Below are 13,247 nucleotides of genomic sequence, written 5' to 3'. Positions count from 1 at the left end.
TGTGCCGGCGGCTGCGGGTTGTACGTGGCTGAGCGCGCAGTTCCCCGCGCCCCTTTGGGGTGCGCCTCGGTGGGCCGGAATCAACCGGCCCACCGAATTCACTTCTACCTCTCCAAGAAGGTGAAGAGGTCTTCCCACCTGCGGACGATCTCGTCCGTCGTGTAGCGCTGGATGTTGACGCGGGCCGCCTCGCCCATGCGGTCGCGCAGGTCCTTGTCGGACATCAGGGTGTCGAGCCGGCGGGCCAGTTCGCCGGTGTTGCCCAGGGCCGCGAGGAGACCGTCCTCGCCGTCCTGGATGATCTCGTGCACGCCGGGAGCGCAGTCGAAGGCGGCACACGGCAGGGCGGTCGCCATGGCCTCCATGAGGGCGAGGGGGAAGCCCTCGCCGCGGGAGGACAGGACGAAGACGGAGCCGCCGCGCAGGGCGCCGGGTACGTCGCTGGTACGGCCCATCCACTCGACGGAGTCGTCGAGGCCGAGGGCGGTGCACTGCTTCTTGAGGATCTCCTCGTCCTCGCCGGAGCCGAAGATCCGCAAGGTCCAGTCGGGATGGCGGGGCGCCACCTCGGCCCAGGTGTCGAGGAGCATGTCGATGCCCTTCTGGTCCGAGAGCCGGCCGACGCTGACGACGACGTTCTCGGTGCGCGAGGAGGGCACCTCGGGCATGAAGGGGATCGGGTTCGGCATGAAGGACGCGTTGTCGAGGCCCTGGCGGATCCACAGGTCGGCGTCCTCGCGGGTGAGCGCGAGCATCCGGTCGACGTCCTTGTAGTGCTTCTGCACCCGCCCGAAGCGCGAGGTCGCCTTCGAGTACGCGAAGGACTCGTGGCTCATGCCGATGACGGTCAGGCCGGTGGTGTCGGCGAGCTCCACCCACTCCATCGCCCACACCTGCGTGACGATCACGACGGCGCCGGGACGCGCGGCCCGGAACAGCCGGGTCAGCTTGGCGGCCTGCTCACGCATGCCCGCCGCCCGTTCGACGCGCAGCCTGCGCTCGGCGACGTTGAGCCGCCCCTTGATGCCGCGCGCGGAGCCCACGCGCGGCGGGTGGACGTCGTACAACGTCGTGGTGGGGTACGGGAGTTCACCGAGCTCCTGGACGACCGCGGGCTCGGTGATGCCGATGACGTGGACGCGGTGGCCGCGCTCGGTGAACAGCCGGGCCATCTGGTGCGACCAACTGGTCACGCCGCCGAGCTCGTCGACGCTGTTGGAGACGAAGAAGACGTCCCGCTCGCTGTACGCGGTCACGCGCGCCTCCACTGGGAGAAGAACTGGTCGACGATGCTCTGCGCGGCGTTGCCCTGGTCGAACTCGCCGAAGTCGGCGACGAACCGCTCGCGCGGGGCCGCGTACTTCACCTTCTGCTCCTCCAGCGAGTCCAGGACCGCGTGCAGCTCGTCCTCGGTGCGGACGACCGGGCCGGGGGCCCTCTCCAGCAGGTCGAAGTAGGTTCCGCGGCCCTCGTGCACGTACTCGTCGTAGTCGTACGCGAAGAAGAACATCGGGCGGTCGAGGAGGGAGTAGTCGAACATCACGGACGAGTAGTCGGTGATCAGACCGTCGGCGAGCGCCAGCAGGGGCGTCATGTCGTGGTAGTCCGTCACGTCGATGACCCGGCCGCGCACGGAGGGCGGCAGCACCACGTGGTTGAGGTAGTGCGAGCGGACCAGGAGGACATAGCGGTCGCCGAAGGTGTCGGCGAAGCGCTCCACGTCGAAGGGCAGCTCGAACCGGCGCTTGCCGCCGCGCTGCCGGAAGGTCGGCGCGTACAGCAGGATCTGCTTGTCCTCCGGGATGCCGAACTCGGCCGCCAGTGCGCCGCGCTCCCGCTGCCCGGTGGCCTCCTCGCGCTGCTTGGCCTGGACGAGCGCGTCGTTGCGCGGGTAGCCCACCCGCAGCAGCGTCCGCTCCTGGAGCCGGAACGCCCGCGCGAGAGTGCGCACATCGTGCTCGGAGCGGATCAGGAAGCGGTCGAAGCGGTCGAGGGTGCGCTGCTGCTCGGCCTGCTCCTCACGGGACTTGAGCTTCCACTCCGGCTCGTCGAAGCCCATCCGCTTGAGCGCCGAACCGTGCCAGGTCTGGATGTACGTCGTCTCGGGCCGCTTGGCGACCTTCAGCGGGTAGCTCTGGTTGTCCACCCAGTACTCGGCCTGCGCGAGCGCCTTGAGGTACGGCAGCGACCAGCGGCGTACGAGGGTGGCGTCCTCCGGGAAGCCCTGGGGACTGTCCGCGTAGGCCCACACGGCCTCGAACTCGATGCCCTGGCGGCGCATCTCCTCGTAGATGGCCTTGGGGCTGTCGCTGTACTGCCGGCCCAGGTGGCTCTCGAAGACGACGAGGCCCTTCTTGACGGGCAGGCGGCTGAACACGTCGTGGTAGACGCGGAGCTTGGTGTCACCGGAGGCGAGTTCCTTGCGCAGCGCCTTGGCCTTGCGGTAGCCGGTCTTGGCGAGCCGCCCGGTCGGGCCCTGCACACCGCGCTGGACGAGTTCGTTGGCCTTCTTGTCCGGGACGAGCCGGAAGGAGAGGTGACCGCGGGAGGAGACCTCGGGCTCGATGCGGTCGGCGACCAGCCGGGTGAGGCGGGGCCGGACGGGCAGGTGCCCCTGGGCCAGCTCGGGCTCGGAGGCCGTGAGCCGGGTCGTGGTGCGGACGGTCTTGGCACCTTCGCCCTCACCGGCGACGGCGAGCTGGAGGCGTACGTCCCAGACCGCGTCCACGATGCCGAGCGGACGCAGGCCCTTGGCGAGGTCGGCCGAGGCCTCCCAGGCGATGGCCTCGCCCTCGTGGCGCACGGTGGCCACGGGGAAGCGGAAGGTCTGGAAGCGCACGCCCGGACGGCGGGCGTAGAACTCCAGCTGCGCGGAGAGCCGGGCGTCGGGCGGGATCACACCGAGCGGGTTGGTGATGCGCCCGGCCAGCCGGACGGTGCCGTCGGCCTCCGCGTATCCGGTCAGCGCGTTGCGCAGGAACATCTTCTCGACCGGCTTGGTGTGGTAGCCCAGCTCGGTGACGTCCAGGACGTGCCGGGCGAAGGCGTCGTGCTCGATGTGCTCGGCGCACCAGTACACGCGTCCGTCGTGCTCGACGAGCGGCGAGGAGATCTTGTCGCGGTTGCTGAGCGTGTCCACGGCGGGCAGCAGGTTGTCCCAGTCGCTCTCGTGGAGGAGGTACGCGCAGATGGCGTGGATCGGCTCGATCTCGTCGAAGGCGATGCGGTCGATCGACTCCAGGTAGGCGCGCGCGATCTGCGCGAACTCCTGGCGGTAGGTCTCGTCACGGAAGGGCAGCTCGCGCAGGTGCAGCACCAGGTCGTGCTTGAGCCACTTGACGTCCTTGGCGAACTTCAGCTCCAGCAGGCCGTGCTCGGCGAGGAGCTCGTCGACCCGGCGGTGGATCTCCATGCGGTGCGTGAAGTTGGCGATCTCGTCACGCCGGTTGCTGATGGACTTGGCGGCCGCCTTCTCGACGATCCGCCAGTCGTACACCCGGTTCGGGATGAGCGTGATGCGCCGGGCGGCCACGTAGGCCTGCGCGGAGAACAGCAGGTCCTCGTAGTGGATCCCGACCGGGAACTGAAGGCCCTCATCGAGCAGGAACTGCCTGCGGTAGCACTTGTTAGTCGACAGTGTGTCGAAGACCAGCAGGTCGGGCAGCTCGGAGATGGACTCCAGGGTGCGGGTGCGGTCGTACAGCCAGGGGTACCACTTGACCTCCTTGGCGGCGCGCGAGTCGACGTGCACACGCACGCACAGGCCGGAGACGAGGTCGGCGCCGGTGGACTCTGCGGCCTCCAGCATGTTGCGGCAGGCGTTGCGCTCCAGGACGTCGTCACTGTCGAGGAAGAGGACGTAGTCGCCGCGGGCCTGCTGGATGCCGTGGTTGCGGGGGGCGCCGCAGCCGCCGCTGTTCTCGGGCAGCCTGAAGGCCCGGACGCGGTCCGGGTGCGCGGCGGCCAGCCGCTGCGCCACGTCGTACGAGCCGTCCGTGCTGCGGTCGTCGACGATCACGACCTCGACACCACGCAGGGTCTGGTCGAGAACGGAGCGCACGGCCGTCGTCAGCCGGGACGCGTCGTTGTAGACGATCACGACCACGGACACGGCGGGCACGGCTGCTGTTTCTGCTGGCGGGCAGGGGTGATCCACACTCATCCTATTAATGCTAGACATTCCTGATGGTTCAACCTAGGCGATCTAGTCCATTTGCGTATCACCTAGGTAGATGTCGATCGCCAGCAAAGGGTTGCGGGTGACTGTCTAACGGCTGTGTTTCACCTGTTCGAACACCCAGGTGCGGTACACCAGGAAACGGAACGCCGAGGCCAGCACGATCGACAGCGCCTTGGCCAGGTTGGAGCCGAGCGGGGTGTCCATGCCCAGGCCGTGGTAGCCGATGTAGAACAGCGCGCTCTCCATGATGACGCCGATACCGCTGAAAGCGAAGAACAGGACGATCTGACGTCGGGTGCGCGAGGCCCGGTCACGGTAGGCGAAGAAGCGGAAGCCGAGGTAGTTGCTGCCCATGGCGACACAGCTGGCGATGACCGTGGCGGCCATCGGGGCCCACTTCAGGCCGTGCAGGAGGAGGTTGAAGACCAGGAAGTTGACTGCGATACCGCTACCGCCGACGGCCCCGAACTTCACCACTTCGAGGACGATCCGCCGGGTCCTTTCGATCGCCCCGGGAGGAGTGGCGGGAGGTGCGGGCTGGGCCGGTACGGGGGCCTGTCGGCCTACACGGGCCCGCCCCTCGGAGAGGTTCACAGTCACAATTGTCCCTTTTATCAGCAATAGGTAAATTCCAGTTCCGGTTTTCCCGAGAGATCTGCAAGAGCGAGGCAAGAGGGCGGCCGAGCCTCTTGCGTTCACCTGCGCAAATGGGGGCAGCCCCGGCCATCCCGGCCGGGGCTGCCTCCATCGACGTACATCCGATCGAGTGAAACAAGTGCACTCACGAGTGAGTCAAGCGCACCCAGAGGTGATCTACGAGTGCGCCGGCGCCGCCTACGAGTGCGTCCGCAGGAGCGTCCGCATCGTGCGCATCGCCACCGACAGGTTCGCCAGGTCGAACGAGTCCGAGGTCTGGATCTCCTCCAGGGTGGTGCGGGCGCGGCCCAGGATCGCGGCGTTCTTCTCCTCCCAGGCCTTGAAGCGCTGCTCCGGGGTCGAGGTGCCGTTGCCGACCGCGAGCACGTCCGCGGTGAGCGCCGCGTGGGCCGCGTACAGGTCCTCGCGGATCGAGGCGCGGGCCATGGACTGCCAGCGGTCGGCGCGCGGGAGCTCGATGATGCGGTCCATGAGCTGGGTGATGTTCAGGCGGTCGGCGAGGTCGTAGTAGACCTCGGCGACGGACATCGGGTTCTTGCCCGTGCGGTCGGCCACCGCGACGATGTCCAGCGTCGGGAAGGCCGAGGAGAACCCGGCCACGTGCGTGGCGAGCTCCTCGGGGACGCCGGCGCCCGTCAGCTCCTCGAAGATCTGCTGGTACCACTCCAGGTCCGCACCGCGCAGCAGCTTGGGCAGCTCGCCCCAGACCTGCGCGACACCCTCGCGGAAGAAGGAGATGTTCTCGGCGAGCTGGAGCGGCTGCGGCCGGTTGTTGAGCAGCCAGCGCGTGCCCCGCTCGACGAGACGACGCGAGTGCAGCCGGATCCTGGTCTGGACATCGGCGGCGACGACATTGTCGAGCGCCTCCACCGCGTCCCACACCTTGCTCGACTCGAAGATCGCTCGGGCCGCGGTCTGCGCCCGGACGATCTCCTCCAGGGACGCGCCCGTCTCCTCACGGAGGCGGTGCAGGAAGCTCGTACCACCCGTGTTCACCGTGTCGTTGACCAGGATGGTCGTCACGATCTCGCGGCGCAGCGCGTGCGCCTCGATCTGCTCGCGGAACTTCTCGCGCAGCGCGGTGGGGAAGTACGCGAACAGCAGCTTCTGCAGGTGCGGGTCGTCGGGCAGCGAGGTGGCGAGCAGCTCGTCGGCGACGGTGATCTTCGTGTACGCGAGGAGCACGGCCGTCTCCGGACCGGTCAGGCCCTGCCCGGAGTTGAGCCGCTCACGGATCTGCCGCTCGTTGGGCAGGAACTCCAGCGCCCGGTCGAGATGGCCCTCCCTGACCAGGAAGCGCAGGAAGCGCTGCTGGGCGTGGAGCATGCTCGGCGACTGGGCAAGCGCGTTGGCGATCGCCACGTTCTGCGCGTAGTTGTTACGCAGGACCAGCGCGCCGACCTCGTCGGTCATCTCGGCGAGCAGCTTGTTGCGCTGCTTGACCGTCAGATCGCCGTTGCTCACGACAGCGTTGAGCAGGATCTTGATGTTCACCTCGTGGTCGGAGGTGTCCACGCCCGCGCTGTTGTCGATGGCGTCGGTGTTGATCTTGCCGCCGTGCTGCGCGAACTCGATCCGGCCCAGCTGGGTCAGACCGAGGTTGCCGCCCTCGCCGACGACCTTGACGCGCAGGTCCGCGCCGTCGACGCGGATGGCGTCGTTGGCCTTGTCGCCGACGTCCGCGTGGGACTCGGCGGACGACTTGACGTACGTACCGATGCCGCCGTTCCACAGCAGGTCGACCGGCGCCTGCAGGATCGCCTTCATCAGGTCGGCCGGGGTCATCTTCATGACACCGGCCTCGATGCCGAGGGCCTCACGGACGTGCGCGTTGACCGGGATCGCCTTGGCCGTCCGCGGGAACACCCCGCCGCCGGCCGAGATCAGTTCGGTGTTGTAGTCGGCCCAGGACGAGCGCGGCAGCTCGAAGAGACGACGGCGCTCGGCATACGAGGTCTCCGCGTCCGGGGTCGGGTCGAGGAAGATGTGCCGGTGGTCGAAGGCGGCGACCACGCGGATGTGCTCGGAGAGCAGCATGCCGTTGCCGAACACGTCACCGGACATGTCACCGACGCCGACGACGGTGAAGTCCTCGGTCTGGGTGTTGACGCCCAGCTCCCGGAAGTGCCGCTTCACGGACTCCCAGGCACCGCGCGCGGTGATGCCCATCTTCTTGTGGTCGTATCCGGCGGAGCCGCCGGAGGCGAAGGCGTCCCCGAGCCAGAAGTTGTAGCTCTCGGCGACCTCGTTGGCGATGTCGGAGAAGGTCGCGGTGCCCTTGTCGGCGGCGACGACGAGATAGGTGTCCTCCCCGTCGTGCCGGACCACGTCCACCGGAGGCACGACCGCACCGGCGACCAGGTTGTCGGTGATGTCGAGCAGCGCCGAGATGAAGGTCCGGTAGCTGCGGATGCCCTCCGCGAGCCAGGCGTCGCGGTCCACGGACGGGTCGGGCAGCTGCTTGGCGACGAAGCCGCCCTTGGCGCCGACGGGCACGATGACGGTGTTCTTCACCATCTGCGCCTTGACCAGGCCCAGGATCTCCGTCCGGAAGTCCTCGCGCCGGTCGGACCAGCGCAGACCACCGCGCGCGACCTTGCCGAAGCGCAGGTGCACGCCCTCCACCTTCGGCGAGTACACCCAGATCTCGTACGCCGGCCGCGGCGCCGGCAGGTCCGGGATGGCCTGCGGGTCGAACTTCATGGAGACGTACTCGTGCGGCTTGCCGCCCAGCGCCTCCTGGAAGAAGTTGGTGCGCAGGGTCGCCTTGATCAGGGTGAGGAAGGAGCGCAGGATCCGGTCCTCGTCCAGGCTGGCCACCTGGTCGAGAGCGGCGTCCAGCTCCTCCATCAGCGCGTCGGTCAGCTCGACACCCGCGTGCTGGCGCTCCGGTGACATCCGCGCCTCGAAGAGGGAGACCAGCAGCCGCGTGGTGTGGACATTGTTTCGGAGGGTGTCCTCCATGTAGTCCTGGCTGAAGGTGGAGCCCGCCTGGCGCAGGTACTTGGCGTACGCGCGCAGCACCATCGCCTGCCGCCAGGACAGCCCGGCGCTCAGCACGAGGGCGTTGAAGCCGTCGTTCTCGGCCTCGCCGGTCCAGGTGGCGGCGAAGGCCTCCTGGAAGCGCTCACGGCCGTCGTCGCCGAGGTAGTCGCCGTTGCCGTTCAGCGACTTGGGCAGACGCAGCCCGAAGTCGTAGATCCAGGCCGTCGTACGGTCCGAGCAGCGCAGCTCGTACGGGCGCTCGTCGGTGACCTCGACGCCCATGCGGTTGAGGGCCGGCAGGACCGCGGACAGGGAGACCTGCTCACCGGTGCGGTAGATCTTGAAGCGGCGCTCGCCGGGGCCGGCACCGACCGGCTCGTACAGGCTGAGCGCGAAGTCCTTGCTCCGGTCGCGGGTGAGCTTCTCCAGGTGGACCAGGTCGGCGACCGCGGCGCGCGGGGTGTGGTCGGCCTTGTAGCCCTCGGGGAACGCGCTGCCGTAGCGGCGCAGCAGCTCGGCCGCGCGCTCCTCGCCGCACTCGGCGTTCAGCGCCTCGGCGAAACCGTCGGCCCAGGAGCGGGCGGCCTCGACGAGCCGCACCTCGAGCCTGTCCTTGTCGGCGTCGCTGAGCTGCGCCAGCTCGGTGCCCTGCGGGACACGGACCACGAAGTGCAGCCGGGAGAGGATCGACTCGGTGTTCCAGGCGGTGAAGTCGACGCTGGTGCCGTTCAGCTCCTCCTTCAGGATGTCGATGATCCTGAGGCGCACTCCGGTGGTGTAGCGGTCGCGCGGAAGGTAGACGAGGGCCGAGTAGTAGCGGCCGTACTCGTCCTGGCGCAGGTAGAGGCGCAGCCGGCGCCGCTCCTGGAGGTAGAGGACGCTGGTGACGATGGAGCGCAGCTCGTCGGCGGGCGTCTGGAAGAGCTCGTCGCGGGGGTAGGTCTCCAGGATCTGGAGCAGGTCGCGGCCGTCGTGGCTGTTGGGCGAGAAGCCCGCGCCCTTGAGGACCTCCTCGACCTTGCGGCGGACCACGGGGACGCGGCGCACGGACTCGGTGTACGCGGCCGAGGAGAACAGGCCCAGGAAACGCCGCTCACCGATCACGTTGCCCTCGGCGTCGAACTTCTTCACACCGATGTAGTCGAGGTAGGACGGCCGGTGCACGGTGGCGCGGCTGTTGGCCTTGGTGAGGACGAGCAGCTTGTGCTCACGGGCCTTGGCGCGGGCGTCGGCGGGCAGCCGCTCGAAGGACGGGCTGACCGGGTGACTGTCGTCACCGCCGTGCTGCGGATCGGAGCGCAGGATGCCGAGTCCGGTGCCGGGAACGGCGGCCAGCGCGTCGTCGTCGCGCAGCTCGTACTCGCGGAACCCCAGGAAGGTGAAGTGGTCGTCCGAGAGCCAGCGCAGCAGCTCACGGGCCTCCTCGACCTCCAGGTCACGCAGGTCGTCGGCGGTCGGCTCGGTGGGCAGTTCCTCCGCGATGCGCAGCGCGGCGTCGCGCATCTTCTCCCAGTCCTCGACGGCCTCGCGGACGTCGGACAGGACGCGCAGCAGATCGGCGGTGATCTGCTTCAGGTCGGCGCGGTCGGTCTCACGGTCGATCTCGACGTGGATCCAGGACTCGACGTGCGCGTCGTGCGGCAGATCCTCGATGGTGGGCCGGCCGGGCAGCACCTCGATGAGCTCGCCGGTCAGATCGCGCCGTACGACGAACTGCGGGTGGATGACGAGGTGGATGCCCCGGCCCTGCCGGGACAGCTCGTTGGTGACCGAGTCGACGAGGAAGGGCATGTCGTCGGTCACGACCTCGACGACGGAGTGGCTGCAGGTCCAGCCGTTCTCCTCGACGGTGGGCGTGTGCACTCGGACGTTGGCCGTGCCCTGGGGGCGGTTCTCGGCCAGTCGGTAGTGGGAGAAGGCGGCTCCGAAGACATCGACCGGGTCGCGGTCGGTCAGGTCCTCCGGGGCGGTGTGCAGGTAGTAGCGCTGGAGGAACGCGAGCACGGTGTCCTTGTCCGGAGTGCCCTCGCTCGTCGTCCCAGTCGGTAGGTGCCCCCCGACCGGGCTGTTCTCAGCTACCCGGGCAGCCCTCTCGAGCAGCTCGGCCTTGGCTTCGTCCAGCTTGGTCTGCATTGTCCTCTGGCTCCTGTCGCGCGCCGTTGCGTGACGTAGAAGGAAGTACGGTCTCTTCTCCGACGTAACGCCGTGACGCGGGGTGTCCGGTCTGGTCCGACGCTATGCCGCATGGAGAGATGAGCGGGGTGGTATCGGCCATTCTCGGCACCTGCGGCGACTGTGACGCTGATCTCTGCGTCGTCCGTCCCCGGGGTGTCCGCGGCCTACGGAGCACGCTCACGATTCCGCTTGCGTCCACGTTCCCGCTGGTGCGTGCCGCGGTCGCCGCTCCGTCCCGCCCATGAAGATCAGCGATCGCCGCCCGGTCACGGATGTCGTCCGTGCGCTCCGGGCGCGAGGCAGGGGCAACTGGGCCCCCGCGAGATATCGCGCTGATCACGCCACCAGGCTATCGCTCCCTACCCGGGGCCCGTCATGAGCCGTATGTGTACAAAACCGGGGGTGGAACTTTGACAGTATGCACAGGGACGAAAGGGACGGGGCCGTGCAGTCCTCCGGTAACCCTCTCCTGCGGCACCACGTTGACGAGGACGGTGGGGCAGAGGCGGAATAGAGCTGTAGCCCCTCTGAAATCCCGCTGGGACCCACTGGGACCCACTGGGACCCGCTTGGGCCACTGGGACCCACTGGGACCCACTGGGGCCCGCTGGGACCTGCTGGGACCCACTGGGGCCCGCTGGGACCTGCTGGGACCTGCTGGGACCCACTGGGACCTGCTGGGACCCGCTGGGACCTGCTGGGACCCGCTGGGACCCGCTGAAGCTCCACCGAAGCTCCACTGAAGGGAGCGGCACCGACATGACACCGAAGATCCTTATGGTCACCGGCGACGCGGCGGAATCACTGGAGGTCCTGTACCCCTACCAGCGCCTGCGCGAGGAGGGCTACGAGGTCCATATCGCGGCTCCCACCCGCAAGCAGCTCCGCTTCGTGGTCCACGACTTCGAACCCGGCTTCGACACGTACACGGAGAAGCCCGGCTACACCTGGCCTGCCGACCTCGCGTTCTCGGAGGTCGACCCCGGTCAGTACGCCGCCGTGGTGATCCCGGGTGGCCGCGCGCCCGAGTACCTCCGCAACGACCCCGAACTCCGCAAGATCCTCAAGTCCTTCTTCGACGCCGACAAGCCCGTGGCCCAGATCTGCCACGGTCCACTCCTCACGGCCGCCGCCGACGCCCTGCGCGGCCGCCGCGTCACCGCCTACCCGGCACTGGAACTGGACATGCAGGCCGCCGGAGCGACCTTCCAGGACGCGGAGGCGGTGGTCGACGGCACCCTCGTCTCCGCCCGCGCCTGGCCGGACCACCCGGCCTGGATGCGCGAGTTCCTCAAGGTACTGAGGACGAAGGCACCGGTGGACTGATCGACTCGGGGGCGGTGACGTGGGAGGTGTGAGCCGGGTACACGGCTCAGCACCGGCGAGATCTGAACCGGGTACGCGGCTGCCCCGCCGGCGAGGGGCGCCGCACATCCCGGGCGCCGCCGCACACCCCGGTCAGCGAGCTCGAACAACAGGCCTACGCCGCCATCAGTCGCTCGGCCTCCTCGACCGCCTCCTCCAGGCTGTCCACCACGGGCACGCCGATCCCTTCGAGGCTGGCGCGGCTGTGCGAACCGCCGGTGTAGAGCACGGCCCGCGCCCCCACGTGCAGGGCGGCCACCGCGTCGTCGGCGGCGTCACCGATCACCACCGTGTGCTCCGGGTCCACGCCCGCGAGCGAACCTATGTGCCGCACCATGTGCTCGGCCTTGCTGCCGCCGGACGGCCCGACCCGCCCCTCCACCCGCACGAAGTGCGGCTCGATCCCGAACCCCCTGACCAGCGGCACCAGTTCCTCATGCACATACATGCTCAACAGCGACTGGCTGCGCCCCGCCGACCGCCAGTCCGCGAGCAACGTCGTCGCCCCCTCGGTGAGCTCGCACGTCACGCGGTGCTCCGCGTAGTACCGGTGGAAGGTGTCGTCCATGACCTCCCACTCGGCATCGGTCGGCAGCCGTCCCATCAGCCGCTCGTAGAACTTCGGCACCGGCACGCAGTACAACTCCCGGTACCGCTCCAGCGTGAGCGGCTCCAACCCCAACTCGGCGAACGCCGCGTTCGTCGCCCCGATGATCGCGGCGTTGTCGTGGAACAGCGTCCCGTTCCAGTCCCACACGATGTGCGCTGCTGCGCCCTGCTTCCCCATGCCAAGAAACTACCCGCCCGCACTGACAACGCCCACCGGCGCAGGCTCAGTCCTCCAGCCCTACCAGGTTGGGAATCTCCTGCGTCGCGAACCACAACAGCTCGTGGTCCTCGGCCCCGTCCACGATGAACTGCGCGTCGTCGTCCCCGTGATCGGCCGCCCCCAGCGCGTCCACGGCGGCCGAGACATCCCCCCCGGCGTCATCGGCGTCCACGTGCACCGCGGCCGCCTTTGACAGGGCCACGGAACCCGACACCCGCACCTCACCGAGCGCCACCGGATCGAGCCCCCGGTCGGGATCGGCGACCGCGGCCCGGTCGGGAACGTCGACCGCGACGACCACCCGCCGCCGCACAGCGCCCGGCTCCCCCGCGAGCAGCCGCAGCGAGGCCAGCGCGGCCCGGTTCAGTGCCGCGTACTCGAGCTCCTCGATGTCGTCGGAGAGGTACCACTCGCGCAACGCGGGCGTGACGGCGTACGCGACGACCGGTCCCGCCGCCAGCTCCCCCGTCTTGTACGCCTCGGCGAGACCGGAGAGGGTCAGGGGGACGTAGACGCGCATGACTGGCCGCTTTCGTAGTCGGGAGGGTTCCCGGGTCGGAGGGCTCCCGGAAGGGCGGTCCCGCGCCTCCCGGGAAGGCCTTCAGGATACGTGCGGGCGTCCCCTTTCGGGTCCCGGTCCCTCCCCCGTACGGCGTCCACCCCCGGCCCGCGATTCACCCGGCGCATCCCTGCCCCGCCAGGCCTCCCACCCCTCCCGCTCACTCTGATAGGTGAACCTTCCGGCCGCCGCGGCGCGCGCCGGGCGTCCTTGCGGGGGCCCGCTCCCGCCTCGTAGAAGATCCCCAACACGAAGTTACCGCCCGGTATCAACCGGTCACGGCGAGCGAGGCCGACGCATGAACGGGGACGACGCATGAACAAAGTGATGACCAGGACGAAGCGCCGCCCGGGCACCCGCCCACCCGGCCGCCACGACACCCGCCGCCCCGGCACCACGCCACCGCGCCCGAGACCGGATCCGAGGTCACCCGCCACCAGGTCGGAGACCTCGTCGGCATCGGCTGCATGGTCAACTCCTGCCGCGAGTGCGTGAAC

General features: G+C 69.0%; 7 protein-coding genes. 1 reads left to right on the top strand and 6 read right to left on the bottom strand.

Translation table 11 applies throughout. From position 1 onward, the window contains the following. Positions 1 to 104: 104 nt before the first annotated feature. The 4 genes from ABZ656_RS12115 to ABZ656_RS12100 all read right to left on the bottom strand — a co-directional run bounded on the left by ABZ656_RS12115 (position 105) and on the right by ABZ656_RS12100 (position 9,955). The gene (locus tag ABZ656_RS12115; protein ID WP_360267116.1) at positions 105 to 1,256 is read right to left on the bottom strand and encodes a glycosyltransferase; all 1,152 of its coding nucleotides are present in this window, start codon (positions 1,254 to 1,256) and stop codon (positions 105 to 107) included. Continuing rightward, entirely contained in the window at positions 1,253 to 4,162 is a 2,910-nt protein-coding gene (locus ABZ656_RS12110; protein ID WP_360267113.1) for a CDP-glycerol glycerophosphotransferase family protein, read from the bottom strand. Before ABZ656_RS12110 ends, ABZ656_RS12115 begins: the two co-directional genes overlap by 4 nt. A gap of 105 nt (positions 4,163 to 4,267) precedes the next feature. Continuing rightward, positions 4,268 to 4,774, bottom strand: coding sequence for a GtrA family protein (locus ABZ656_RS12105; protein ID WP_101404856.1), 507 nt, complete (start codon positions 4,772 to 4,774; stop codon positions 4,268 to 4,270). 240 nt (positions 4,775 to 5,014) lie between these two features. Then, on the bottom strand, positions 5,015 to 9,955 hold the full coding sequence (locus ABZ656_RS12100) for an NAD-glutamate dehydrogenase (RefSeq protein WP_360267110.1): 4,941 nt from the start codon (positions 9,953 to 9,955) through the stop codon (positions 5,015 to 5,017). Positions 9,956 to 10,756: 801 nt separating this feature from the next. Between ABZ656_RS12100 and ABZ656_RS12095 the strand changes: the two genes are divergently transcribed. After that, complete coding sequence (locus ABZ656_RS12095) at positions 10,757 to 11,323, top strand: DJ-1/PfpI family protein (protein WP_101404854.1); 567 nt, start codon at positions 10,757 to 10,759, stop codon at positions 11,321 to 11,323. Between the two features lie 154 nt (positions 11,324 to 11,477). On the opposite strand, the gene ABZ656_RS12090 is transcribed toward ABZ656_RS12095, so the two are convergent. Further along, positions 11,478 to 12,149, bottom strand: coding sequence for an HAD family hydrolase (locus tag ABZ656_RS12090; RefSeq protein WP_101404853.1), 672 nt, complete (start codon positions 12,147 to 12,149; stop codon positions 11,478 to 11,480). 46 nt (positions 12,150 to 12,195) lie between these two features. Beyond that, the gene (locus ABZ656_RS12085; RefSeq protein ID WP_101404852.1) at positions 12,196 to 12,711 is read right to left on the bottom strand and encodes a hypothetical protein; all 516 of its coding nucleotides are present in this window, start codon (positions 12,709 to 12,711) and stop codon (positions 12,196 to 12,198) included. Positions 12,712 to 13,247 lie beyond the last annotated feature (536 nt).

This window comes from Streptomyces sp. NPDC007095, assembly GCF_040634475.1.
Taxonomy (GTDB): domain Bacteria; phylum Actinomycetota; class Actinomycetes; order Streptomycetales; family Streptomycetaceae; genus Streptomyces.
Note: the sequence above shows the minus strand (reverse complement) of the source record. Positions and strands in the feature narration are given on the sequence as shown.